The sequence below is a fragment of the Bradyrhizobium sp. AZCC 2176 genome, assembly GCF_036924645.1.
Taxonomy (GTDB): Bacteria; Pseudomonadota; Alphaproteobacteria; order Rhizobiales; family Xanthobacteraceae; genus Bradyrhizobium.
Genome location: NZ_JAZHRX010000001.1, coordinates 5,931,364 through 5,955,914, shown reverse-complemented (window position 1 = coordinate 5,955,914; position 24,551 = coordinate 5,931,364). Strand labels below are relative to the sequence as shown.

Annotated in this window: 19 protein-coding genes and 2 tRNA genes; 15 read left to right on the top strand and 6 right to left on the bottom strand. The window is 62.3% G+C overall.

All coding sequences use genetic code 11. The features are described from left to right. The first annotated feature begins 31 nt into the window (after window positions 1-31). The 6 genes from V1288_RS28010 to V1288_RS27985 all read left to right on the top strand — a co-directional run bounded on the left by V1288_RS28010 (window position 32) and on the right by V1288_RS27985 (window position 8,832). Window positions 32-3,181 carry an efflux RND transporter permease subunit gene (locus tag V1288_RS28010; protein WP_334360099.1) on the top strand — a complete coding sequence of 1,050 codons (3,150 nt, stop codon included), beginning with the start codon at window positions 32-34 and terminating at the stop codon, window positions 3,179-3,181. Next, window positions 3,182-6,286, top strand: a complete 3,105-nt coding sequence (locus V1288_RS28005) for an efflux RND transporter permease subunit (RefSeq protein ID WP_334360098.1) — start codon at window positions 3,182-3,184, stop codon at window positions 6,284-6,286. A 34-nt stretch (window positions 6,287-6,320) separates the two neighbouring features. Next, on the top strand, window positions 6,321-7,052 hold the full coding sequence (locus tag V1288_RS28000) for a tRNA-uridine aminocarboxypropyltransferase (RefSeq protein ID WP_334360097.1): 732 nt from the start codon (window positions 6,321-6,323) through the stop codon (window positions 7,050-7,052). Window positions 7,053-7,251: 199 nt separating this feature from the next. Further along, window positions 7,252-7,731, top strand: a complete 480-nt coding sequence (locus V1288_RS27995) for a hypothetical protein (protein ID WP_334360096.1) — start codon at window positions 7,252-7,254, stop codon at window positions 7,729-7,731. 243 nt (window positions 7,732-7,974) lie between these two features. Further along, complete coding sequence (locus V1288_RS27990; RefSeq protein WP_334360095.1) at window positions 7,975-8,655, top strand: hypothetical protein; 681 nt, start codon at window positions 7,975-7,977, stop codon at window positions 8,653-8,655. A 103-nt stretch (window positions 8,656-8,758) separates the two neighbouring features. Continuing rightward, window positions 8,759-8,832, top strand: a tRNA-Cys gene (locus tag V1288_RS27985). 58 nt (window positions 8,833-8,890) lie between these two features. Here the strand turns inward: V1288_RS27985 and V1288_RS27980 are convergent. Next, window positions 8,891-9,070 carry a hypothetical protein gene (locus V1288_RS27980; protein ID WP_334360094.1) on the bottom strand — a complete coding sequence of 60 codons (180 nt, stop codon included), beginning with the start codon at window positions 9,068-9,070 and terminating at the stop codon, window positions 8,891-8,893. Between the two features lie 253 nt (window positions 9,071-9,323). Here V1288_RS27980 and V1288_RS27975 point away from each other — a divergent pair, with 253 nt between their 5' ends. Next, window positions 9,324-9,581: a hypothetical protein gene (locus V1288_RS27975; protein ID WP_334360093.1), complete on the top strand. Its 258-nt coding sequence runs from the start codon at window positions 9,324-9,326 to the stop codon at window positions 9,579-9,581. 15 nt (window positions 9,582-9,596) lie between these two features. On the opposite strand, the gene V1288_RS27970 is transcribed toward V1288_RS27975, so the two are convergent. Next, window positions 9,597-10,250, bottom strand: a complete 654-nt coding sequence (locus V1288_RS27970) for a TetR/AcrR family transcriptional regulator (RefSeq protein ID WP_334360092.1) — start codon at window positions 10,248-10,250, stop codon at window positions 9,597-9,599. Between the two features lie 103 nt (window positions 10,251-10,353). Between V1288_RS27970 and V1288_RS27965 the strand changes: the two genes are divergently transcribed. After that, window positions 10,354-11,175, top strand: a complete 822-nt coding sequence (locus V1288_RS27965) for an NmrA family NAD(P)-binding protein (protein ID WP_334360091.1) — start codon at window positions 10,354-10,356, stop codon at window positions 11,173-11,175. A gap of 2 nt (window positions 11,176-11,177) precedes the next feature. Further along, on the top strand, window positions 11,178-11,663 hold the full coding sequence (locus V1288_RS27960) for an anthrone oxygenase family protein (protein WP_334360090.1): 486 nt from the start codon (window positions 11,178-11,180) through the stop codon (window positions 11,661-11,663). Between the two features lie 69 nt (window positions 11,664-11,732). Here the strand turns inward: V1288_RS27960 and V1288_RS27955 are convergent, their stop codons facing one another. Next, the gene (locus V1288_RS27955) at window positions 11,733-12,461 is read right to left on the bottom strand and encodes a choice-of-anchor K domain-containing protein (protein ID WP_334360089.1); all 729 of its coding nucleotides are present in this window, start codon (window positions 12,459-12,461) and stop codon (window positions 11,733-11,735) included. Window positions 12,462-12,850: 389 nt separating this feature from the next. After that, window positions 12,851-12,925: transfer RNA gene (locus V1288_RS27950), tRNA-Asn, on the bottom strand. A 281-nt stretch (window positions 12,926-13,206) separates the two neighbouring features. Between V1288_RS27950 and V1288_RS27945 the strand changes: the two genes are divergently transcribed. The 6 genes from V1288_RS27945 to V1288_RS27920 all read left to right on the top strand — a co-directional run bounded on the left by V1288_RS27945 (window position 13,207) and on the right by V1288_RS27920 (window position 20,538). Beyond that, window positions 13,207-13,386 (top strand): hypothetical protein, encoded by a 180-nt coding sequence (locus V1288_RS27945; RefSeq protein ID WP_334360088.1) that lies wholly within the window; start codon window positions 13,207-13,209, stop codon window positions 13,384-13,386. A 152-nt stretch (window positions 13,387-13,538) separates the two neighbouring features. Continuing rightward, complete coding sequence (locus tag V1288_RS27940; RefSeq protein ID WP_334360087.1) at window positions 13,539-14,204, top strand: protein-L-isoaspartate O-methyltransferase family protein; 666 nt, start codon at window positions 13,539-13,541, stop codon at window positions 14,202-14,204. Between the two features lie 245 nt (window positions 14,205-14,449). Further along, window positions 14,450-15,856, top strand: coding sequence for a TolC family outer membrane protein (locus V1288_RS27935; protein ID WP_442893863.1), 1,407 nt, complete (start codon window positions 14,450-14,452; stop codon window positions 15,854-15,856). Between the two features lie 317 nt (window positions 15,857-16,173). Further along, window positions 16,174-16,884, top strand: coding sequence for a PopZ family protein (locus V1288_RS27930; RefSeq protein WP_334360086.1), 711 nt, complete (start codon window positions 16,174-16,176; stop codon window positions 16,882-16,884). A gap of 271 nt (window positions 16,885-17,155) precedes the next feature. Next, the gene (locus tag V1288_RS27925; RefSeq protein WP_334360085.1) at window positions 17,156-20,020 is read left to right on the top strand and encodes a valine--tRNA ligase; all 2,865 of its coding nucleotides are present in this window, start codon (window positions 17,156-17,158) and stop codon (window positions 20,018-20,020) included. A gap of 131 nt (window positions 20,021-20,151) precedes the next feature. Then, window positions 20,152-20,538, top strand: a complete 387-nt coding sequence (locus V1288_RS27920; protein ID WP_334360084.1) for a VOC family protein — start codon at window positions 20,152-20,154, stop codon at window positions 20,536-20,538. 41 nt (window positions 20,539-20,579) lie between these two features. Here the strand turns inward: V1288_RS27920 and V1288_RS27915 are convergent, their stop codons facing one another. Both V1288_RS27915 and V1288_RS27910 read right to left on the bottom strand, forming a co-directional pair. Beyond that, window positions 20,580-22,889 (bottom strand): glycoside hydrolase family 113, encoded by a 2,310-nt coding sequence (locus tag V1288_RS27915; protein WP_334360083.1) that lies wholly within the window; start codon window positions 22,887-22,889, stop codon window positions 20,580-20,582. A gap of 375 nt (window positions 22,890-23,264) precedes the next feature. Beyond that, on the bottom strand, window positions 23,265-24,086 hold the full coding sequence (locus V1288_RS27910; RefSeq protein ID WP_334360082.1) for a dienelactone hydrolase family protein: 822 nt from the start codon (window positions 24,084-24,086) through the stop codon (window positions 23,265-23,267). Window positions 24,087-24,551 lie beyond the last annotated feature (465 nt).

Here is a 24,551-nt window from a genome sequence, read left to right as displayed (position 1 = left end):
CTGAAATGAATTCGCAAGTGAGGACGCAACCATGAGCGTCTCCGAACCGTTCATCCGCCGGCCGATCGCGACCTCGCTATTGGGGATCGCGCTGATGATCGGCGGCGCGCTCGGCTATTGGGCACTGCCGGTATCGGCGCTGCCGCAGGTCGATTTCCCGACCGTGCAGGTGACGACGCAACTGCCGGGCGCCAGCCCCGACGTGATCGCGTCGCTGATCACCGCGCCGCTGGAGCGCCAACTCGGGCAGATTCCGTCGCTGTCGTCGATGCAGTCGACCTCCTCGTTCGGCGTCAGCCAGATTTCGCTGCAGTTCGACCTCAACCGCGACATCGACGGCGCCACCCAGGACGTCCAGGCCGCGATCAACGCGGCCGCCGGCATCCTGCCGAAGAACCTGCCGTACCCGCCGACCTACGCCAAGGTGAATCCGGCGGATGCCCCGGTCATGACGCTCGCGCTGACGTCGGAGACGATCTCGCTGCGCGCCATGAGCGACATCGCCGATACGATCCTTGGGCAACGCATCAGCCAGATTTCCGGCGTCGGGCGCGTTGCAATACTCGGTGGGCTGAAGCCTGCGGTGCGGGTTCAGGCCGATCTGGCACGGCTTGCAGCGTACGGCATTTCGATGGAGGATTTGCGTAACGCTATCGCGGGCGCCAACGTGTCGGGGCCGAAGGGATCGCTCGACGGAGCGCAGCAGGCCTACACCATTGCCGCCAACGACCAGATCGCGGCGGCGGAAGCCTACAAGCCGATCATCATTGCCTACCGCAACGGCTCGCCGGTCACGATCGGCGACGTTGCGATCATCGTCGACGGGCTGGAGAACGATCGAACCGGCGGCTGGTATCAGGGCACGCCGGCCGTGATCATCGACATCCAGCGGCAACCCGGCGCCAACGTGATCGAGGTGGTCCGGCAGATCCGTGACGAAATCCCCAAGGTGCAGCGCGCGATCCCGGCCGGCGTCAAACTAACCATCGTCTCCGACCGTACCGTCACCATCCGCGCCTCGGTGCGCGACGTCCAGTTCACGCTGATCCTTTCCGTGGTGCTGGTGACGCTGGTGGTGCTGTTGTTCCTGCGGTCGCTGCGCGCGACCCTGATCGCGGGCGTGGCGCTGCCGCTGTCGCTGATCACGAGCTTCGGCATCATGTATTTTTCGGGGTTCAGCCTCGACAATCTGTCGCTGATGGCGCTGACGATCGGCACCGGCTTCGTGGTCGACGACGCCATCGTGATGATCGAGAACATCGTCCGCCACATGGAGAACGGCGAATCCGTGATGGAGGCGTCGCTGAAGGGCGCCAGCGAAATCGGCTTCACCGTGATCTCGCTGACGGTGTCGCTGATTGCGGTGTTCATTCCGCTTCTGTTCATGTCCGGGCTGGTCGGGCGCATGTTCCGCGAATTCGCGCTGACGCTGACGATTGCGGTCGTGACGTCTGCGATCGTGTCACTGACGCTGACGCCGATGATGTGTTCGCGGCTGCTCAAGCATGTCGGCGAAGAGATGACGGTTCCGGGGCTTGCTGCCGTCAGCCGCTTCATCGACGGCATGGTCGCCCTCTACCATCGCACGCTTTTGTGGGTGCTGCAGCGCCAGCGGGCGACGCTGGTGGTGACGTTCGCCACCATCGCAGCGACCCTCTTCATGTATGTGATTGCGCCGAAGGGCTTTTTGCCGCTGCAGGATACCGCGTCGATTACGGCGGTGACCGAGGCCGGACCCGACGTTTCTTTTGCCGAGATGCAAAGCCGGCAGGCGATGGCGGCGGCTGCGATTCAGGCCGATCCTGACGTCGTCGGCGTGGTTTCCGTGATCGGGGCAGGCTCGGTCAACCCGACCACCAATGTCGGACGCCTGGTGATGACGCTGCGGCCACGCGGCGAACGGCACGATGATGTTGCCGTCGTGGTCGACCGGCTGAAGCAACGCACCGCCTCGATCCCCGGCATGACCATCTATTTCCAGCCGGTGCAGGACGTGCAGATCTCGACCCAGTCGAGCCGCTCGCAGTACCAGTATACGCTGACCGGCACCGACGCGGCGCAGGTCTCGCTGTGGTCGCAGAAGCTGATTGCCGAAATGCGCCGCGATCCCTTGTTCCGCGACGTCTCCTCGGAAGCTCAGGAGGGCGGCTTGCGCGCCGCGCTCGACATCAACCGCCAGCGCGCTGGCCAACTCGGCGTCAGCATCCAGGCGGTCAACGACACCCTCAACGACGCCTTTGCGCAGCGGCAGATTTCTACCATCTACGGCCAGGCCAACCAGTACCGCGTAGTGCTGGAGGCGATGCCGATGTACCAGCGCGATCCGTCGATTCTGTCAAAGCTCTATCTGCCGGGGGCCGCGAGTACCACCGCAGGCGCCCCCGGCGCCCAGGTGCCGCTGTCGGCGGTGGCGACGCTGACCCGCACCACCGCGCCGCTGGCGATTTCACATCTGGCGCAGTTTCCGGCGGTGTCACTCAGCTTCAACCTCGCGCCCGGCGAGGCGCTTGGCGATGCCGTCGAGGCGGTCAAGAAGATCGAGACCAGGATCGGCATGCCCGGCAGCATCGTCGGCGTCTATGCGGGCGACGCGGCCGAGTTCTCCAAATCGCTGGCCGGGCAGCCATGGCTCATTCTGGCGGCAATCGTCACCATCTACATCGTGCTCGGTGTGCTCTACGAGAGCTACATTCACCCGATCACCATTCTCTCGACGCTGCCATCCGCCGGCGTCGGCGCCATCCTGGCGCTGATGCTGTGCGGGCAGGACCTGTCGGTGATCGGCCTGATCGGCATCATTCTGTTGATGGGCATCGTCAAGAAAAACGCGATCATGATGATCGACTTTGCGCTGGAGGCGGAGCGGCATCAGGGCATGTCGCCCAATGAAGCCATCGTGCAGGCCTGCCTGCTGCGGTTCCGTCCGATCATGATGACGACGCTGGCCGCGCTGTTCGGCGCATTGCCGCTGGCGATCGAAAGCGGCACTGGCGCCGAATTGCGCTTCCCGCTCGGCATCTCCATCATCGGCGGCTTGCTGCTGAGCCAGTTGCTGACGCTCTATACGACGCCGGTGATCTATCTGGCGCTCGACCGGCTCAATCGAAAGATCGAAAGGGCGGTGCCGGACCCAGGGCCTCCCGGGCCGACGGTCGCCGGCGCGACCGAGGGGATGCAATAGATGGCATCGATCTCGGAGCCCTTCATTCGGCGGCCGGTTGGCACCACGCTGCTGGCGATCGGGCTGTTTCTCGTCGGCATGGTCGCCTATGTCTTTCTGCCGGTCTCGTCGGTGCCCAACGTCGACTTCCCGATGATCCGGGTGTCCGCCACGCGTCCCGGCGCCGATCCTTCCGTGATGGCCTCGACCGTTGCCGCGCCGCTGGAACGCCGGCTCGGCCAGATCGCGGGCCTCGACCAGATCACCTCGACCAGTTCGCTCGGCTCCACCAGCATCCAGTTGCAGTTTGCGATCGGCCGCAACATCGACCGCGCGGCGCGCGACGTGCAGGCGGCGATCAATGCGTCCCTGGCCGACTTGCCGAGCGACCTGCCGTCGCTGCCGCGGTTCCGCAAGGCCAATCCTGCCGCCGCGCCGGTATTCGTGCTGGCGTTGACGTCGAAGACGCTGACCACCAGCGCGATGTACGACGTGGCCGACACCGTGATCGCGCAGCGCATCTCGCAGGTGCCGGGCGTCGGCGAAGTCAACGTCACCGGCGCCGACCAGCCGGCGGTGCGGATCGCGCTCAATCCGGTGGCGCTGTCGAATGCTGATATCGCGACCGACGACGTCCGGCTTGCGATCATCAGCGCCAATCCGCTGGGACCGGTCGGCATCTTCAACGGCGGCCGTCAGAGCGAGACGATCTCGACCAACCGGCAGATGCGCACCGCGGCCGAATTCCGCGATATCATCGTCAAGAGCTCGGCCGGCAATTTCGTCCGTCTCGCCGACGTCGCCGAGGTCGAGGATTCCGTCCGCAACAGCCGCTCGATCGCCTGGTTCAACAAGCAGCCGGCGGTCCTGATCCAGATCACCAAGCAGGGCGACGCCAATGTGATCGACACCGTCGATCGGGTGAGGGCGCTACTCCCCGAACTGAAGCAGTGGCTGCCCGGCGGGGTGGAAATATCGACGCTGGTCGATCGCACCGGCACCATCCGCGCCAGCGTGCTCGACATGCAATATACGCTGCTGGCGACCGCCTTCCTGGTGATGGTGGTGGTGTTCGCGTTCCTGCGGCGACTGACGCCGACCCTTGCGGCGGGTGTTTCGGTGCCTCTGGCGCTGGCCGGGACCTGCGCCGGCATGTGGCTCGCCGGATTCTCGATCGATAATCTGTCGCTGATGGCGCTCGCGATCTCGGTCGGTTTCGTGGTCGACGACGCCATCGTCATGATCGAGAACATGTACCGGAATCTCGAACATGGCATGGCGCCGTATCCGGCCGCCCTCGAGGGCGCCAAACAGATCGGCTTCACCGTGCTCTCGATCAGCCTGTCCTTGATCGCGGCGTTTACGCCGCTGATCTTCATGGACGGCATCGTCGGCAGGCTGTTGCGCGAATTCTCGCTGACGCTGACCTTCGCCATTGTGGTATCGACCGTGGTCTCGCTCACGATCACGCCGATGATCTGCGCCCACTATATCAAGGAGGCGACTTCCGATCGCGCGACCTGGTTCGACCGCCTGGTCGAGGGCACGCTGTCGCGCATCGTTGCCTTCTACACCTGGACGCTGCGGGCGGTGCTGGGATTCCCGTTTCTCACGCTGATCGTGTTTTTTGCGACCATCGCGCTGACGGTGGTGCTGTATATCAAGACACCGAAGGGGTACTTCCCGACCGACGACAGCGGTTTTGTGATCGGCGCGACACGCGCATCCCCCGACACCTCGTTCCAGGCGATGCTCGGGCTGCAGCAGCAACTGGCCGACATCGTGATGGCCGATCCGGCGGTCGCCGGCGTCGGCTCGTCGCTCGGCGGCACCGCCGGTCCGGGCGGCGGCGGCTCCAACCGCGGCACCATGTTCATCAGCCTGAAGCCACCCGAGGAGCGGGCGGGCCTATCGACCGCACAGGTGATCGATCGCCTGCGGCGCAATCTCTACCGGGTCGCCGGCATCCGGCTGTTTATGTTCGCCGCGCAGGACATCCGCACGGGTGGCCGGCAGAGTGATTCCGACTATCAATACACGCTGTCGAGCACCAACCTCGATCTGCTGCAGAAATGGGCGCCGCTGGTCGCCAAGCGGATGGAGACGGTGGAGGGTATCACCGACATCTCCAGTGACCGCGATCCCGGCGGGCTGCAATTGTCGCTGGTGATCGACCGCAAGACCGCCTCGAGCCTCGGTGTTCGCGTGCAGGATATCGACAACGCCTTGAACAACGCGTTCGCGCAGCGGCAGATCTCGATTATCTATACCCAGCGCAACCAGTACATGGTGGTGCTTGAGATCGACCCGAAATTCCAGAGTGATCCCTCCAACCTGGAACGCATCTATGTGGCCGGCGCCAACGATGCGCAGGTGCCGCTATCGGCCGTGGTGCGCTACCAGCGCGGCCTGTCGCCGCTCGCGGTATATCATTCGCAATCGTTCCCCTCGACGACGGTCTCGTTCAATCTTCTGCCCAACGTACCGCTGGAGGTCGCGACCTCGAACATCCAGCGCGCCGTCGAGGAACTGCACATGCCGGAAGGCATCCGCGGCAGTTTTGACGGCAATGCCGGTGATTTCAACAAGACCAGCGGCCGACAGCCGCTATTGATCCTCGGCGCGCTGGTGGCGATGTATATCGTGCTCGGCGTGCTCTATGAGAGCCTGGCCCACCCGATCACGATCATCTCGACCTTGCCGTCCGCCGGCCTCGGCGCGCTGCTGGCGCTGCAGGTGACCAACACGCCGCTGACGGTGATCGCCTTTGTCGGCATCATCCTGTTGATCGGCATCGTCAAGAAGAACGGCATCATGATGGTCGATTTCGCGCTCGACGCCGAACGCCACCGCGGCCTGTCGTCGGCGGACGCGATCTTCGAGGCGTGCCGCGCCCGGTTCCGGCCGATCCTGATGACGACGATGGCCGCCCTGTTTGCCGGCATCCCGCTGGTCATTGCCACCGGCCCCGGCACCGAGCTGCGCCGGCCGCTCGGCATCACCATCATCGGCGGCTTGTTCGTGTCGCAGATCCTGACGCTCTACACCACGCCGGTGATCTACCTCCTGATCGACCGGCTGAGGCAGCGACGCCAGCCGGCCGCGGTCGCCGCGCCCGCCGAATAGTTGAATTACTGGCCACGAAGCGTATAGCGGGCAGATGTCAGAACAAGCCAGTTCCAAGTCCGGCTCCGCCGAAGAGGTGGTCCCGGACTGTCCGCATTGCGCCAAGCCGCTGCCGCTCTGTATTTGCGACAGCGTCACGCCGATCGAAAGCAAGACCTCGCTCCTGATCCTGCAGCACCCGCAGGAGCAGGACCGGGCGCTCGGCACCGCGCGGCTGACGGCAATGCATTTCAAGGATGCGGTCGTCAAAATCGGCTTGTCCTGGCCAAGCCTCTCCAAGGCGCTGGGCCGGACGGTCCACGATCCCTCGCGTTGGGCTGTGCTTTATCTCGGTTCGGCCAAGGTCGCCGATCTCGACACCGATGCCGAGATCGTCGCGATCAACCGCAAGGGCGAAATCGAGCCGCACCAGCGGGCGATCCTTTCCGACATCGAAGGCGTCGTGCTGCTCGACGGAACCTGGAGCCAGGCCAAGGCGCTATGGTGGCGCAACGCGTGGATGCTGAAATGTCAGCGGGTCATTCTCGGGCCGAAACGCCCGTCGCGTTACGGTAAGCTCCGCAAGGAGCCGCGCCGCGACGGCCTGTCCACCATCGAGGCCGCCGGCCTGCTGCTCGCCGCGCTCGAGAAGCGGCCTGCGATCGCGGAGGCGCTCAACGCAAGCTTCGACCGCATGCTGGCACGCTATCGGGAAGTGCAAGCCGAAATGCCCGAGCTCGCGCCGAAGCCGAAGAAGCGGGATTTTAGGCGCCGCAAGCGCGGCTAACTCCGGCGTTCGAGCAAAAGCTGCGTGGACGAAACTGGTACGAATTGCGCAATGTTGCACTATCACCCGTCATAGGGGGGACGCCAGCACGCGGGTTCCAATGTCGGATTCAAGACATAGCGGGCTGTGGACAATGATGACATCTCCCTTGACGGTGCTAAATTCCAAATTCTCCGCGTAACAATTTGGAGCTTAGTCGATGACTTTGAGCACAGAAATTCTCACTCGCTCTCCATTACTTGACGCCAACGAAATCGAAGGGGAAATCGGCAACATCATCCACAACACCCGGCGAGGGCCGTTCATCCGTGCGGTGCCTCACAGCGACGATCGTCCGTTGCCGGTAGGCCCGATGCCCGACTACGTAGAGCACAAGGAAGGCGTCAATCAGGTCGGCAAACTCTCAGCCGAAGCCGTGGTCCGCGAATACGAGGCCGCGGTGAAAGAAATCGAAGCGCTCGGTGCCGAACTGGCCGAGGCCGCCAAGAAATGTGAGGCGATGGTTGCCGGCGTTCACGCCATGGTGGACGAGATCAAGGAATTGGCGGCGAACTATCGCGAGGAGGGCAAGCGCTACTTCCTGCAGATCGAGGATTGTTCCCTGATGACATCCGAAGTCCGCACCGTCTGTGAGACCCTCAAAAAGAAAATTGCCGCAGGCAGTAGTCTCGCCGCCTGATGTTCCGGCTGTGGCCGGTGCTGCTGATGGCCGCGCCGTTCGTTGTCGCGGCCATCAGCAGCGTATTCTAAGCTGCACGGCCGTCATCGGGTGTCGATGACGGCACGCGCCAGATGCCAGGTCGGATGGGCGTTCCGACTTGTACTCGGTCGCGTCTCATGACGTGCGCGATTGAAGGACTGAAGGTTGCTCCATGCTTTCGCTCGCACTATGACGGTGCGTCGGATGCAAGCGGAGCAACGGATGGAATTGGTTGCGCATTTGCGCCTGTCGAAACAGGCTCTGATCGATCTCGTTTTCTTTTGCGGCGTTCCGATCGTGCTGGCGGTGCTTTCGGCCGTTCTCGGACCGTATCTGGCCATCATGGGAGCGGCTGGCGCGACCGTCTATGTCCTTTTCCTCGCCATTGTGCCCTGGTGCCTCGCTGGCCTCGTCACCCAATGGGTGAGCAAGACAGCCGGGCGAAGACTGCCGCTTTGGCTGATCGCGGCCATCGGTGCCATCGCCGCCGGCCCCTTCGTGTCGCTGTACGCGCATGGCGTCAATTCAATCGCGGGAGACATCTGGCCCGCTCTGGGTGCCTTGGTGCCGGCGACGTTCAGCGCGGAACATCTCAAATCCGCGGCCTTGTCCGAGGGGCGGGCGATCGTTCTGTGGATCGCCTTCGTCGTCATTTTCCATGAGACGCTGGGCTGGGTGAGGTTTGCGCCGCCAACCGTGGAAGCAAGCCGCGAAGAGCGCTTTCAACTGAGCGGCGCTGAATGGACGGTAGAAGACGATACGCTGCTGCGGTCGCTGATCGGCAGCGGCAAGCCGCCGAGGGTAATCGCGATGGAAATGAAGCGGACGGTCGCGGGCATCCGCGCCAGGACGGCCAAGCTGGGGCTTCGGAATAATCGTCACGGCGATAGGTCCGCCGGCTGAGGCGCCAAGATCCGGGCTGTGTCAGTCGCTAACCAGCGCGGGACGGGACCAGCGCTGCTTGGTTGCCTATCCGGGGCAGGGCGTATATGAGTGCGCCCGATGGGGCCACGTGGCGGAGTGGTTACGCAACGGTCTGCAAAACCGTGTACACCAGTTCAATTCTGGTCGTGGCCTCCATCCATATAATCAATGACTTAGACTGATTATATGAGAGGCCGCAGCAGGCCGGCCGCGATCAGCAGGCGGCGTACCAGCCCTCGGGAAACGGAACCAGCGGCCAACGGGCCTGGTTGTCGTTGGCGGCACGCGGCGACGGACAAAAGCGCTGGGTCTGGACCACGAAATCATCCTCCAGGGCTGGCGCAATGGCCGTCTGCACGACTTCCAGCAGCAAATCGTATTCGACTTCGCTCATCGCGCTCTCCGGGGTTCCAGAGGCGATGGTCGCAAAACTATTTTGTTTCCAGATTGAGCGGATCGCTCGAATTTTAACGATTCGGCGGCCGCGGCAAAGCTGGTTACTAAAGTGTTGAGTTCCCCGCGCAACACTAACCCCGCGCAGGTGGGACGTCGTGTGAGAAAAATCACATTCTACAAAATTCAGTTCGCGTATTCGCTGGATGACGCCTGCCATCTCAAGGCGGGCGTGATCCAGGGAGACGCGGTCAATGAAGGCAAGGTTTGTACGAGGTGCGGCACTATTCCGTCGTTCCCGCCGGGCTTCGACGCTCGGCTTCCTGCTCACGCTGATGGCGAGCGGCTCGGCCGGTGCCCAGCAAGGTACTCCCGAACAGCGCCGAGCCTGCACGCCCGACGTCTACCGGCTCTGTGCCGGCGAGATCCCGAACGCCCGGGCGATTACCGCATGCCTGCGCCGGCAGAAGTCGAGCCTGAGCCCGGCTTGTGCGGCAGTGTTCGAGCAATAAGTATCGACCGCTTCGCTACATCTCCAGCGCAGCCAGATTGTTCGGCAGCATCCGCTTGAACAAGGTGAGGATGCGGGCCGCTTCCTTCGCGTCCTGCGCGATCGCGTGGCGGACGGTCGCTGCGATCAGCGTCATGATCAGTTGGGAAAACGAGGCGAGGGCGGCTCTGGGCGCGTCGGGTGCGATACGCCGCAGCGCGTCGCCGAGCAGCCCGGCGAGATAGACGCCATCCTCCTCGTCAAGTCGTTGCAGGGCACGGTCGGCCTGCGTCGCCTGCCAGATGTCGCGCATGACCGGCACATCCACGAACATCCGATAGTAGCTGTCGGTAATCCGACACAGGGCCGGATGCAGATCCCGCGCCGTCTTGACCACGGCGAGGTCGCGCCGGACGCAGTCGCGCCCGACTGTGTTGTAGCGTTCCGCGAGCGTGCCGATGATCGCGGTCTTGTCCGGAAAGTATTGATAGAGCGAGCCGAACGGCACGCCGCTGCGTTCGACGACGTCGCTCATGCGGAAGGCTTCGCTGCCTTTTTCCGCCATCAGCTCTGCGGCGCATGCGAGAATTTTTTCAAACCGCTCGCGGCTGCGTTGCTGGGTCGGGACGAGGCGCGCCAATCCCGCAGTTCCCGCTTCGGCTGCCTTATGTCCGGCTTTTCCCCTCGGCATCGGTCCTCTCACACAAAAGCGACTTGACGTGACCAATACGAGAGTTTATCGGGTTTGGCAAATACGAGATATTCTCGTATTATATTCCCGAAAAGGATGATCCATGTCAGAACTTCCGATCCTGATTATCGGCGGCGCGGGCAAGACCGGTGCGCGCGTCAATGCGCTGCTAAGGGCGCGCGGCGTCCCGACGCGGCCGGTGTCGCGTTCGACACCGGTGCCGTTCGACTGGACCCGCCCCGAGACATGGCCGGCCGCGCTTGCCGGCGTCTCGATGGCCTATGTCACCTACCAGCCGGATCTTGCGGTCGAGGGCGCCAGTGATGCGATCGCCGAGGTGAGCCGGCTGGCGCACGAGAATGGGCTGGAGCGCATGGTATTGTTGTCGGGGCGTGGCGAGCCGGGAGCGCAACGGGCAGAGGCGGCGTTGCAGCAATCCGGCATTCCCTGGACCATCGTGCGCGCAAGCTGGTTCGATCAGAATTTCTCCGAAAGCTATCTGCTCGACGGCGTGCTGGCCGGCGAGATCGCCTTGCCGGCCGGCGCCGTACCCGAACCGTTCATCGACGCCGATGACATCGCCGAGGTTGTCGTCGCCGCGCTGACGGATCGGCGTCATGCCGGCAAGGTCTATGAGGTGACGGGACCGCGCGCGCTGACATTCGCGCAGGCGGTCGCCGAAATCGCCGCCGCCGCGGGGCGGCCGGTCGGGTACCGGCAGATCGCGCCGGAGGAATTTGCAGCCGGGATGCGGCCCCACGCACCCGACGAAATCATCGAACTCATGCTGGAACTGTTCACTGTCGTGCTCGACGGGCGCAATTCTGATGTCGCGCACGGTGTCGAACAGGCGCTCGGGCGTCCCGCGCGTGACTTTTCCGATTACGTCCGCCGGACCGCGGCGACCGGTGCCTGGAGGGCATGATCATGCTGCAGATGTTGATCACGGGGCTGCTGTGGTTTTCCGCGATCGGCTGCGGTCTGCTCGCCGGGCTTTATTTCGCGTTCTCGACCTTCATCATGACGGCGCTTGGCCGCATCGGTCAGGCGGCAGGCATCGCAGCGATGAATGCGATCAACGCCGCGATCGTCCAATCGCTGTTCATGCCGATCTTCCTGGCAACGACGGCTGCGAGCGCCGCTCTGGCGGTGACCGCGCTGTTTCGTTGGGGCGAGCCCGGCGCGATCGCGATGACGGCCGGCGGCGTACTCTATGTGCTCGGCATGTTCGTCGTGACGATGGTCTTCAACGTGCCGCTGAACAACGCGCTTGCCGCGGCCGATCCCGCAAGCCACGAGGCCGCATCGCTGTGGGCGCGTTATCTGACGGACTGGACGGTGTGGAACCACGTGCGGACGGTTTCATCCACGGCGGCTTGCGCGCTGTTCATCGCTGCCATTGCGGCGAGGTAGGGCGCCACCGATGTCGAAAAACAAAAGCCGCCCGATCGGGCGGCTTTCGAGTTGTTTCAACGCCTGAGGTCAGGCTGCGGTGATCGCGCTTCCGCCCCGTTTGCGACGATAGGCCATGAAGCCGACGCCGCCGAAGCCAAGGATCATCATCGCCCAGGTTGACGGTTCCGGTACCGGAGGGGCCGCCGTCGCGAAGGTAAAGTCGGCCACGATCTTGAGCGTCGACGTCCCACGCTCCGGGTTCGTCCATCTGCTTCCGTCGTACCATCCATCGCCAAATTCAACGAAGTGAATGTCGGAAACCGTAACGCCGTTGAGAGTGAACGGGCCCAGGTTGTTGAGCGTCGTCTGGCTGATGTTGAACACGTTGTCAGGCGACGGGTTGGTCGTCTGCTGGATGTTCAGGTTGAACACCTGAGAATCAAACGCATTGTTCGGCGATGTGAAATTCAGCGAAAACGTGTATTTGACGTTGAAGTTCTGATCGGTGTTGTAAGTCGCCAGGTTCACCCAGGTGATCTTGCCAATAGTGTAATCGTTCTGGTTCGTTGTGATGTTTGTGCCGGTGATGTCCGTAATGGTCAGCGTGCTCGACTGATTTCCCGGCCACGTCGCCCCGGACATTTTGAGCACGTTTTTGTCATTGCTAATGGAGCAGCCGGGGCTACCGCCGGTGCAATTCGACACGTTGGAGAACTTGCCGTCGCCCGTGAAATTCACGACCGTTGCAGCGCTCGCCTGCGAATGAACCAGACTGGCGAGCAACGTCACGGCCAGAATATTAAATAACTTACCCATAGCGGCACCTTGTTATTTTTAATATTTAAAATACCAGGGAACATTTTCAGAAATTATACCATTTGGTCAAGCGGTATCCTTTAATATCCTGCGTTGAATATTCGGGCCAAGCACGGCGCCGGGTTGTGTAGTTGATTCATGCCCCGCGGGTCCGATTGATGCTGCTTTTTCAGCGTTACGCTGCTGAGTCCGGCTGCGGAAGCCCGGCCGTATAAGGGCTCTTCCTTCCAGGACCGACGCGCTCGTGGCAGCGCCGATCTATTAAATAGCTCGCCTTCAGAAAGGATTTGCCGCGATAAATGAAGCGCCGCAATTTACTGTATGCGCAGATTGGAGGTCGTCTATCGCGCGGGTAGGGATCGAAAAATGGCGAACCTACCAGCCGCAACTGGCTCCCCGGGCTGGATTCGAACCAGCGACCATTCGATTAACAGTCGAATGCTCTACCGCTGAGCTACCGAGGAACAGGCGAAACAAAGGTTCGCGAGCGGGGAGCGTATAACAAAGCCTTTCAGGCTTGCAAAGGACCAAATCATCGGCTGCGCTCCTGCTTGAAGCGGGGCCGGAAAGCCGCTGCGTCACAACGATTTGTCGTCGTTTTCGGCCTGGGGAAGACGGTCACCCGGAACCTAACATGCGCAATCCCGTCATCCCCGTCATCCCCAGGCGTCATGGAGCGGGCCGCCAATTCGACTCAATCGGTCCGGAGGCTCCGTGATGTCGGGGTTTCACGGGAGCTGATTCGATGCCAGCCATTGCGACCGACCTGATCCGCGCCGTACCTTCGATCGTTCCGAGCGACGGTCCCGCCCTAAGTGACGACGAATGCCTGCAGCGGCTCGCGCAAGCCATTGAAGAGCACGATACCGAACATCTGGATGAGGTCGCGCGGCTGATCGCCCGGCTCGCCGTGACGATCGAGTAGGCGGCTTCGAGTAAGCGGCTTTTCCCGCACCGCCGGCGGGCAGCCCGGCGACAGGCGGGCCGCATGTTGCGTTTTGCCGACGCTTGTACCAAAGATGACCTCGGTTTCAGCTCTCCCGGCGGCCACGCCGCATGCTCTCAGGGTCTTAGCCTATGTCCGGTTTTGCGACCGCGCGCCAGAAAATGGTCGATGGTCAGGTGCGTCCGAGCGACGTGACCGATATCCGAATTCTCGATGCCATGCTGGCAGTGCCGCGCGAGGCCTTCGTTCCCGAAAACAAGCAGGCGCTGGCCTATCTGGACCTCGATCTCGACGTCGGCGAGGGCAGTTCGGCCAAGCGGTTCCTGATCAAGCCGGAGGTGCTGGCGAAGATGCTGCAGGCGGCTGACATCAAGGAGACCGACCGCGTCCTGGTGGTCGGCTGTGCCACCGGTTACGCCGCCGCCGTGATCGCCCGATTCGCGCCCCAAGTGTCCGCGACGGAGAGCGATTCGGCGCTGGCCGCCAAGGCGCAGGCGATTCTGGCCAGCAATGGCTGTGGAAACGTAACGGTCCGCGCCGCAGCGCCGGCCGATGGCGACCCGGCGAAGGCACCTTATGATGTCATCGTGCTGAACGGTGCGACCGAAATCGTGCCAGAGCAGCTCTACGGGCAATTGCGCAGTGGCGGCCGATTGGTGGGCGTTTTTGCGATGTCGCGGCCGGCACGGGCTACCATCGTGACCTGCTCGCATGGCGATTTCGGTCACCGGACGCTGTTTGATGCCGCTGCCCCGGTGCTGCCCGGCATGGAACTTGTTCCGGCCTTCGTTTTCTAGCGTTTCAGCCGTTTCCACGCCCAATATCCGCCCTCCGCGGCCGGCTAAATCCTCTTCGAAATCAGAAGTGTGGCCCGATTGCCCCACGTGAAGAGTTTCGACGGCGTTTGCTTGCGGGGTAGTTCCGTCCGGCTTACGTGCGGACTAAGGTGAGCTGGGACTCACTTCGAGTGAAGCGACGTTCGGTTAATGATCATGTGCGATCATGGTCATGGGTCGGGCGCCAAAAGATTGGATTGCTTGGGATGCGTGGGGTGAAGGCATTTGCCGGGGCCGCGGCTTCGGCCCTTCTATTAGTGTGCATGGGCCAGGCGCCCGTCTTGGCCGACACAATTGAGGCAGCGCTGGTGCGCGCCTATCAGAACAACCCGCAACTCAATGCGCAGCGCGCGCAGGTGCGCATCACCGACGAGAACGTGCCGCAGGCGCTGTCGGGCTACCGCCCGAAGGTCGCGGTCACGGCAAGCGCGGGCTACCAATATACGGATACGCTGAGCACGCAGGGCGGCACCCCCGACGTCCTGGTGAGAACCGTCATTAACGGCGCCAATCCGCCGCGCAGCGTCGGCGCGACCATCACGCAGACACTCTTCAACGGCCAGCAGACCGCGAACCGGACCAGAGCGGCTGAGGGGCAAGTTTCCGGTGCGCGCGAAGCGCTGCGCGCACTCGAGTCGACCGTCTTGCTCAGCGGCGCCACGATCTACATGGATTATCTGCGCGATTCGGCGATCGTCGAGGTGCAGAAGAGCAACGTTCGCGTGCTGGAGCAGACACTCAAGCAGACGCGCGACCGCTTCAACGTCGGCGAAGTCACGCGCACCGACGTCGCGCAGTCGGAAGCCCAGCTTGCCGCCGGCAAGACGCAGCTCTTGACCGCGGAAGCCAACCTGACCACGACGCGCTCGAACTTTCGCCGCATCATCGGCAACGAGCCGGTAGCGCTCGCGCCGGGCTCGCCGGTCGACCGTTTCCTGCCATCGACGCTGCCGGCCGCCGTCGAGCTCGGCCTGACGCAAAATCCGACCGTCACCGCGGCGATGTTCGGCATCGACGTCAGCTACCTCCAGGTCAAGGTGGCCGAAGGCGCGCTGTTGCCGACGGTCACGCTTCAGGCCTCTGTGCAGCAATCCTACGAGCAGAGCCTGATCCAATATCGGTCGTTCGGCGCGTCCGCGATCACGCAACTCAACGTTCCGATCTATCAAGGCGGCAGCGAATATTCGCTGATCCGCCAGTCCAAGGAAACGCTGGCGCAGCAGCGTCTGGCTCTCGAGCAGACCCGCGACCAGACCCGCGCCAACGTGGTCACGGCATGGGGACAACTCGTCGCCGGCAAGGCGCAGGTTGCATCTGCACAAGCGCAGGTGCAGGCGTCGGAAATCGCGTTGAACGGCGTGCGCGAGGAAGCCAAGGCCGGACAGCGCACCACACTCGACGTGCTGAACGCGCAGCAGGCGCTGGTCAACGCGCGCGTCGCGCTCGTCACCGCGCAGCATGATCGCGTGGTGGCGTCATACTCCGTGCTGGACAAGGTCGGACGGCTGTCGCCGCTGGTGCTCAACTTGCCAACCACGGTCTACGACCCCAGCGTGCACTATCATCAGGTGCGTGATAGCTGGGCTGGCGTTCGCACACCCGACGGCCGCTGATCTCCGAGCAGATTTCCGCACAGGTGGGATGAAATCGTCGCCCGGCGCCTGAAGCGCCGGGCGCTTTGCTTGCAATCAATTGTGGCCATGACGTACCGTTTCCGGGGCGAGCTGAGCGATTCGTGGCCCGCGTCCTTGCATCTCACGGACGCGCGTCAGGGGGTCGCCTTGAGGGGAGAAGGGCCACCGCGCGATGCAGCGGCGGGCTTGATCTGGGGACAAGTCAGGCTTGTGCGATGAAAATCCCGGCCTGCATTTCCGGAACCGGCAATTCCCTCGTGGCTTTGGTGTAAAATGGTTTCGATGTGGAGTCGGAGATGACGCAACCTGCAAAGGTCCAAGAGCCCTCGATGGAGGAGATTCTGGCGTCGATCCGTCGCATCATAGCCGACGACGAGGCCAAGCCTGCGGCTGCCGAAAAAACGGCGAGCCCGGCCGCCGCAAAGCCGGCCGTGATGAGGGATATCCCGCCGTCGGCAATTGCTCCGGTACCGAAGCCGGCTCCCGCGCCGAAGCCGGTCCCACCGCCGCCTGCACCTGAACCGGTCGCCAGCAACAACCAGGACGACATCGACGCCATGCTGGCGAGCCTCGACGCGGCGACGCCCGAGGCGGACATCCGGCCGGCGCCGCAACCTGAACCAGAACCAGACGTGTTCGAACTCACCGACGAGATGGCATTGCCGGAGCCGACACCAGCCCCCGCCGCAGCAACATTCAGCAAGGTCGAACCTCAGGACGACATCGAATTCACCGAAGCCAGGGCGTCACGTCGCCAGCCGGCCTATGAGCCGCCGTTCGAGAGCGCGCCAGCGCGACCAATTTTGTCGCATTCGACCGTCTCCGCCGTGGAATCCGCCTTCAATTCGCTGGCCAATACCGTGCTGAGCAACAATGCGCGGACGCTGGAAGACTTGGTCAAGGAAATGCTGCGGCCGATGCTGAAATCCTGGCTAGACGACAATTTGCCGGGATTGGTGGAGCGGATCGTCAAGGCCGAAATCGAGCGGGTTTCGCGCGGGCGCTAGTCCCAAGACAGGGTCAAGGCTGCATTGAGGTTGCCCTCGGCAGGCATCGATCGGGCCCCATTCGGACATTCAAACCGGCGTTACCACGGCTCCCTGCAGGTCCGGCACTGAGTTGTCAGGTTGACTTGAGGCGCTGTGGCGGCTTTCTAGGGGCGGCCCGGCGCCGATCGCATTCAAACCGGGCGCTACCACGTTGATTTGATTCACATTCTTTGAGCGGGCCGGCGACGGTTTTGCTCAAGAGCGCCCCCTACATCCCAATTGCAGTGCCATGATCGAGAAAAACTACCAGCCCGCCGATATCGAAAGCCGCATGTCCCGGATCTGGGAGGAGAGCGACGCGTTCAAGGCCGGCCGCCCGGAACGAAAAGACGCCGCGCCGTTCACCATCGTGATCCCGCCGCCGAACGTGACGGGCTCGCTGCATATGGGCCACGCGCTGAACAACACGCTGCAGGATATTCTCTGCCGCTTCGAGCGCATGCGCGGCCGCGACGTGCTCTGGCAGCCCGGCACCGATCATGCCGGCATCGCGACCCAGATGGTGGTCGAGCGGCAATTGATGGAACGGCAGGAGCACCGGCGCGACCTCGGCCGCGTCAAATTCCTCGAACGCGTCTGGCAATGGAAGGCCGAGAGCGGCGGCACCATCGTCAACCAGTTGAAGCGGCTGGGCGCCTCCTGCGACTGGTCGCGCGAGCGCTTTACGATGGACGAAGGCTTGTCGCGTGCGGTCGTGAAGGTGTTCGTCCAGTTGCATCGCGAGGGCCTGATCTACAAGGACAAGCGGCTGGTCAACTGGGATCCGAAGCTGGTGACCGCGATCTCCGATCTCGAAGTGCTGCAGGTCGAGGTCAAGGGCAGTCTCTGGTATCTGCGCTATCCGATCGAAGGTAAAATTTTCAGCCCCGACGATCCCTCGACTTTCATCGTGGTGGCGACGGTGCGCCCCGAAACCATGCTCGGCGATACCGCTGTTGCGGTCCATCCGGAGAACGAGCGTCTCGGGCACCTGATCGGCCAGCACGTTATCCTGCCGCTGGTCGGCCGCCGCATCCCGATCATCGGCGACGACTACGCCGATCCCGAGAAAGGATCGGGTGCGGTCAAAATCACGCCGGCGCACGACTTCAACGACTTCGAAATTGGCAAGCGTCACGGCCTGCCGCAGGTCAACGTGTTCGATCGCGAGGGCTGTCTCGCTCTCGTCGACAACGAGGATTATCTGCGCGGCTTGCCGGAAGGCGCGAGCCTTCTTGCCGAAGAGTTGCACAATGTCGACCGCTTCGCCGCACGCAAGCAGATCGTGGCACGGCTGGAGGATTTCGGTTTCCTGGACAAGGTCGAGCCGTACACGCACATGGTGCCGCATGGCGACCGCTCAGGCGTGGTCATCGAGCCTTACCTGACCGACCAGTGGTATGTCGACGCCAGGACCATGGCGCAGCCGGCGATCGCGGCCGTGCGCTCGGGCGCGACCAGCTTTGTGCCGAAGAACTGGGAAAAGACCTATTTCGAATGGATGGAGAACATCCAGCCCTGGTGCATCTCGCGCCAGCTGTGGTGGGGCCATCAGATTCCCGCGTGGTACGGACCCGACGGCAAGGTGTTCGTCGCCGAAACCGAAGAGGAAGCCGTCGGCAACGCGCTCGGTTACTACGTCGAGCAGGAAGTCATCACGGAAGAGCAGGGGCGCGAAATGGCGCAGGACCCTGCCAGGCGCGAGGGCTTCATCGTCAGGGATGAAGACGTGCTCGACACCTGGTTCTCATCGGGGCTGTGGCCGTTCTCGACGCTCGGCTGGCCGGACGAAACGCCGGAAGTGAAGCGCTATTACCCGACCAACGTGCTTGTCACGGGGTGGGACATCATCTTCTTCTGGGTCGCCCGGATGATGATGATGGGCCTGCATTTCATGAAGGAGGCGCCGTTCTCGACCGTCTACATCCACCGCCTGGTGCGCGACGAGAAGGGCGCAAAGATGTCGAAGTCGAAAGGCAATGTCATCGATCCCCTGGGCGTGATCGACGATTTCGGCGCGGACGCGCTGCGCTTTGCGCTGGCGCGCGGCGCCGCCCATAGCCACGACATCAAGCTGTCGCCACAGCTCGTCGAAACCAATCGGAATTTCGCGACAAAACTCTGGAACGCCTGCCGCTTTGCCGAGATGAACGGCTGCGAGAAGCCCGCGGCCTTTGATCCGACAGCGGCGAAGGAAACCCTGAACCGCTGGATCGCGCATGAGACGTCGCGCGCCACACGCGAGGTTACCGAGGCGATCGACGGTTATCGCTTCAACGACGCCGCGAACGCGATCTACCGTTTCGTCTGGAACGTCTATTGCGACTGGTACCTCGAACTCGCAAAACCTGTGCTGATGGGCGAGGATGGGGCGGCCAAGACGGAGACCCGCGCCATGATCGCCTGGGCGCGCGACGAGATCCTTAAATTGCTGCATCCGTTCATGCCATTCATCACCGAAGAGCTCTGGGCCGTGACGGCCAGGCGCGACGGCCTATTGGTGCTGGCCGAATGGCCGCGCAAGGCGAGTTCGGTTACGGCCGAGCAGATCGCCGCGATGGCGATGGCAGGGCCCGGTGATCCCCTGATCGCGCCGGCCACGGCCGCGCTCTATGCCGAAGATTTCAGCGATCCCGCTGCCGAGGCCGAGATCGGCTGGGTGGTCGATCTCGTCACCGCCATCCGTTCGGTGCGTTCGGAAATGAACATTCCGCCGGCGACGTTGATCCCGGTGGTGCTGTCGGGTGCGTCCGCGGAGACCAAGGACCGCGCCCAGCGCTGGAACGACATCGTGAAACGTCTGGCGCGGTTGGCCGAGATCGATTTCGCCGATCGCCCGCCGGAAGGTGCCGTGCAGTTGCTCGTGCGCGGCGAAGTCGTGGCGCTGCCGCTCAAGGGCGTGATCGACCTTTCGGCCGAAAAGGCCCGGCTCGACAAGGAAATCGTCAAGGCCGACGCCGACATCAAGCGGGTCGACGCCAAACTCGGCAACGAGAAATTCGTGGCGAACGCGCCCGAAGAGATCGTCGAGGAAGAAAAGGAAAAGCGCGAGGCGGCGGTGGCGCGAAAGGAAAAGCTCCTCGAAGCGCTGGAGCGGTTGAAAATGGCGTCGTAGCTGTCCGCGCCGTCATTGCGAGGAGCGAAGCGACCAAGCAATCCATCTATCCGTTATGCCGCGATATGGATTGCTTCGCTTCGCTCGCAATGACGATGGAGGTTTCTCAGTCATCATCGAGGGACTTATCGATGCTGGACCACGTCTCCATCACGGTTTCAGATTTCGCCTCAGCCGAGCGCTTCTACGACGCGATCATGAAAGCACTCGACGTCGTCAAGGTTGGAAGAAGCGACCGCTGGATCGGCTATGGCGAGCGGGCTGACGCGGCGCATCCGGACCATGTCTACCTCGCGATCTACCGGGGCCCAAAGCCGGACGAAGCCTCCAGCCGGCATTGGTGCTTCAGGGCGAAATCGCGAAACGAGGTGGACGCGTTCTGGCACGCCGGTATCGCCGCCGGCGGCACCGATGACGGGCCACCCGGCCTGCGCCACTATCACGCCGCCTATTATGGCGCGTTCCTGCGCGATCCCGACGGCAATAAGGTCGAGGCGGTGTGCCATCGAACAGAGTAGCCGCGCGATGATTGTCGGTGCGGCGCTCGGCCCGATAAGCTTCAGACGAATAGAAAATCGCTGGCGTGGAGTTGGCTCAAGGTCTTGTTCTGAATCTCGATCGTATTGTTGGCGTCGACCGTGATCACGACGCTGGTGCCAACCTCGGCCATGTGCGATTGCAGCGCGCTGAAGTCGGCAAACACGGTCTTGTCGAACTGAATGATGTCCTGCACGCCATCGGTATTCTGGAAGTCGGCAACGGTGTCCTTGCCGAAGCCAGGGGCGAACACGAACGTATCGTTGCCCGTCCCGCCGGCCAGATAATCGTTTCCAGCGCCGCCGGTCAGCCGGTCGTTGCCGCTGCCACCGTACAGGAACTCGTTGCCGGTGACGCCCTGCAAACTGTCGCTGCCATCGTCGCCGTACATCCTGGTCGCCGCGGCGCCGCCCTTTAGCTGATCGTCACCGGCGTTGCCATGCATGACATCCAGCCCGCCGCCGCTGGACAAATAATCACTGCCGTCGTCGCCGTTCATGACGTTCGCCGCCCAGCTGCCATACAACTGATCCTTGCCAGCGCCGCCGTCGAGCAGGGCGCCGGTGTCGCCGCTGCCAGCCTTGATGATGTCATTGCCGTCGTCGCCATAGAGTTGATCCGTCGCCGTGGTGATGCCGGCGCCGCTATTGATCGCATCGTCGTCCGCTCCGCCGTGGATCACATCCGCGCCGGGCCCGCCGGTAATGGTGTCGTTGCCCGCGCCGCCCTGGACCGTGTCCGTCCCGGCGCCACCGCTGATCACATCCTTGCCCGGGCCTCCTTCCAGATAGTCATCATCAGTCGACGAACCGAAGAACAGGTCCTGGTGCCCGGTCATGTCATAGTGGATGGACTTGTTCTGGTAGAGGTTCCACGTCCCTGGCGAGCTCGGATTGACGCCTTCCGACACGGCAAGATGCTCGCCGTTGACGGTGATGTCCTTGACATAAAGGTTACGGTCGCCATTGGCGTTGGCTATATCGTTGATGAAGGCGAGATCGAGACTGGAGACGGTAGCCGGGTTGGCGAACGTGAATGTGAAAGTCTGGAAACCCGATGGGTCGGTCGCGCCGTGGAATTCGACCGTACTGCCGATCTGCTGCCCGTTGATCAGGAGTTGCATTTTGGCGCCGACGCCGTCGACGACGGAGCTGTAGCCCGTCACCGTGATAGTGGTCTCCGTGAGTTTCGGAATCGTATCGGGGCCGCCGGTAATGGTGTCGTCGCCGCCGCCTGCCTTGATCGTGTCGTTGCCGACCCCGCCTGACAGCACGTCATTGCCGCCACCGACATCCATCAAATCAGCAGACGGAGAACCCGTTAGCGTCTGGCCTGGCGGCTGGTGCTGACCTCCGTACCATTCGGTAATCAATTCCTGTGCCGGCTTGCCTTCGGGCGAGTAGCCGATCGGCGAGTATTTGTTGTTCGCATCCCAGTTCCAGATCGACGCGCCCCTGAACCAGCTTCCGCCTTCCGATCCCCACACCTGAAAGAAGGCGTTGAAGGCATCGTATTGCTCCTGGACATCTTGCGTCGTGCTGTCGGCCCAGCCGCCCGGACTGATATTGGTTCCGTCGACGCTGCGGTAGCCGGTCTCGGTGAAGAACACCTGCTTGTCGTACTGCACGGCAAGGGAATGAAAGAAATCGACCGGCGACATGTGGTTCATCACCTTCGCCCAGTAGTCGTCGGTGGACATGCTGTTCCATGCATTGACCATCTCCTCGACGGTCGGGTCCGTTTTCGTCGTCAGCGGCGGATATGCGTTGATTCCGATGACATCAACCTTGTCCCAGAAGCTGACATTGATGGCTTCGTCGGTGGCGGCCGCGTAGGTTATCTCGCCGTGGAACACGGCGCGCACGGAATCGATCAGGTCGACCCAATAATTTCGGTATTCAGGGCCGGAGAGCTTGCCCAGCTCATTGCCGATCACAAGCATGCTGACGTCTGCTTGTTCGGCAATTTCAGCCATATGAACCATTTGGTTCTTGTAGGAAGCAAAGAACGCGGCGGGATCGCTCGGATTGAGGACGTATGCAAGCGAGCCATCGAGGGCTGAAACCATGGGCTTCAGCGTAACCGAAAGCCCGAACGCCCCCGCATTTGCCATGGCCTGAAGAATATTGGCGTCGCTCTCGGTCTTGTTGGGGTCGGCGAAGACGTCATTCGACGTCCTGGTCTGCATAAACAGCCGCGGCGCGAGCTCGATCGAGTTTGCATTCGTGCCCGCAATCGCCTGCATGGCGGCAACCGCGGAACTGGCTACGAATGCACCATTGTAGTTGGAAAGGAATCCAAATCCTTGAACAGGAAACACGCCGCCCGCCATCGTACAGCTCCTTTTCTTTGAAGTTTCTGTTGCTGCTTGGTGACTCCGTGGCTTGCGCAGACTTATCGCGCTGCGTGTTCCACGTGTTCGACGCGGTACAATCTATGAGCACACTTGACTCGCGCAAAGCGAAACAGCAGGCCACACTTACGTGCTCAACGTGGGCGTGTCGTGACGGGATTGAGTCGATGTTGCGATTGCTGAAAAGGCGATGCTCGTCGTCACCGCATCGTTATTGGGTCTGCTCAAACCAAAATGGCTAGCAATGGAACTCGACACGTGGCTTCGGTCCGTATTTGGCAGGCTTGAGAACGCGCTCCGTCTTTCACGCTGCAGGCACGGTAACTCGAATATGCGGGCACCGGGCCCAAGGGATTAGTTGCGCCCCTTCTGCATTTTCGTCTTGAGATCATCGGTCAGGTGGCGAAGGAAAAAATCAATCACTCGCCTTCGGCTGTCGGCCGTGGCGTCGGGGCTGTAGGCAAGCGTGTGCCCTCTGTATGTGGCGGGACGATCACGCTGTTGGTCAAAGCCATGACGTGCGTTTGGGTAATCGACCACGTCAAATGTGGCTCCTGCAACCCAATTGATATTCTTGGCTCTTAGGCAGCCGTCTGGAAGCGTCCAGTCGTCTTTCCCTGCAACGAAGATCAACAGCGGCGATTGTATCGCGACGTTTGGGCCGAATGAGTGGCACTCCGGGTAATAGGCGGCCACGGCTCTAAATCGAGCTTCGGCTTTTCCCTTTGCGATCTCGATCGCAGCACTCCCTCCGCTGCTCAAGCCGAGCGCAAACAAATTATCCTTGCTGACTTTCGGGTTCCTCGCCAGAAAAGCCATCGCGTTGAAGGCATCGTCCTTCCGAAAGCGGGACGTTTCCATTCCACAAGCCTTTCCTCCGCCCAGATTCCGCGGCCCGAAGCTATCAAGAATGAATGCGCCAAAGCCGGCCGTTTGCAGGTTCTTGGCATGCGCCTTAAGGGTCGCCACGCCAAACCGGTCAAGTCCACCACAGGGATGCATCAAAACGACCACGGGAAAAGGTCCAGGTCCTGGAGGAAGTGACAAAGTGCCGGTCACAATTGCGGTTCGCTCGGAAGGAGAAACAACGCTCTCAAACGAGAGCGCTTCAGCCTCCAGTGGGGTCGACAATATGACCATCAACGCGGCCGCAATGATGCAGGCGATACGATGCATAGAATTCCCCCTTTCGAATTCGAACAGCGCCGTTCGTCCCGCCGTACAGCGCAGCGGCAGTCCAGTCAATTCGAGCGACGAAACAGCGCGGCGTTTTTCCGATGTCGCTGTGGCCCACGGCGCATAGCCCGCGTCGCCTGCGCCAATACGCGATTTTCCGTAGCAACTTCAAGCTGATTTGCCCCGTCCAGCTTCGGTCGCAAAAATATTCCGCTTCCTGACAGACCCAAATCACCGGTAAAACTCCCGCCATCCCGTCCTAAAGAAGAGGGGCGTTGGCCATCGTCACGAACGTTGGGGCGGGTTGCGGTGGACGCGGCAGCGTCAGGCGCGCAAGATGTTTCGCAGGGCGGTTATCCGTGAGCGAGCATTGCGCACAGACGAACGGCGCTTAAGCGCTTTCGCCAGAAGTTTGGCCGGCGGCACTGGCTGGTTGAATGGTTTGGCGGAGGAAGCTGCGTACGG

Coding starts and splice junctions, on each gene's coding strand:
- V1288_RS28010 (WP_334360099.1), top strand. CDS start 32: ATGAGCGTCTCCGAACCGTTCATCCGCCGGCCGATCGCGACCTCGCTA.
- V1288_RS28005 (WP_334360098.1), top strand. CDS start 3,182: ATGGCATCGATCTCGGAGCCCTTCATTCGGCGGCCGGTTGGCACCACG.
- V1288_RS28000 (WP_334360097.1), top strand. CDS start 6,321: ATGTCAGAACAAGCCAGTTCCAAGTCCGGCTCCGCCGAAGAGGTGGTC.
- V1288_RS27995 (WP_334360096.1), top strand. CDS start 7,252: ATGACTTTGAGCACAGAAATTCTCACTCGCTCTCCATTACTTGACGCC.
- V1288_RS27990 (WP_334360095.1), top strand. CDS start 7,975: ATGGAATTGGTTGCGCATTTGCGCCTGTCGAAACAGGCTCTGATCGAT.
- V1288_RS27980 (WP_334360094.1), bottom strand. CDS start 9,070: ATGAGCGAAGTCGAATACGATTTGCTGCTGGAAGTCGTGCAGACGGCC.
- V1288_RS27975 (WP_334360093.1), top strand. CDS start 9,324: ATGAAGGCAAGGTTTGTACGAGGTGCGGCACTATTCCGTCGTTCCCGC.
- V1288_RS27970 (WP_334360092.1), bottom strand. CDS start 10,250: ATGCCGAGGGGAAAAGCCGGACATAAGGCAGCCGAAGCGGGAACTGCG.
- V1288_RS27965 (WP_334360091.1), top strand. CDS start 10,354: ATGTCAGAACTTCCGATCCTGATTATCGGCGGCGCGGGCAAGACCGGT.
- V1288_RS27960 (WP_334360090.1), top strand. CDS start 11,178: ATGCTGCAGATGTTGATCACGGGGCTGCTGTGGTTTTCCGCGATCGGC.
- V1288_RS27955 (WP_334360089.1), bottom strand. CDS start 12,461: ATGGGTAAGTTATTTAATATTCTGGCCGTGACGTTGCTCGCCAGTCTG.
- V1288_RS27945 (WP_334360088.1), top strand. CDS start 13,207: ATGCCAGCCATTGCGACCGACCTGATCCGCGCCGTACCTTCGATCGTT.
- V1288_RS27940 (WP_334360087.1), top strand. CDS start 13,539: ATGTCCGGTTTTGCGACCGCGCGCCAGAAAATGGTCGATGGTCAGGTG.
- V1288_RS27935 (WP_442893863.1), top strand. CDS start 14,450: ATGCGTGGGGTGAAGGCATTTGCCGGGGCCGCGGCTTCGGCCCTTCTA.
- V1288_RS27930 (WP_334360086.1), top strand. CDS start 16,174: ATGACGCAACCTGCAAAGGTCCAAGAGCCCTCGATGGAGGAGATTCTG.
- V1288_RS27925 (WP_334360085.1), top strand. CDS start 17,156: ATGATCGAGAAAAACTACCAGCCCGCCGATATCGAAAGCCGCATGTCC.
- V1288_RS27920 (WP_334360084.1), top strand. CDS start 20,152: ATGCTGGACCACGTCTCCATCACGGTTTCAGATTTCGCCTCAGCCGAG.
- V1288_RS27915 (WP_334360083.1), bottom strand. CDS start 22,889: ATGGCGGGCGGCGTGTTTCCTGTTCAAGGATTTGGATTCCTTTCCAAC.
- V1288_RS27910 (WP_334360082.1), bottom strand. CDS start 24,086: ATGCATCGTATCGCCTGCATCATTGCGGCCGCGTTGATGGTCATATTG.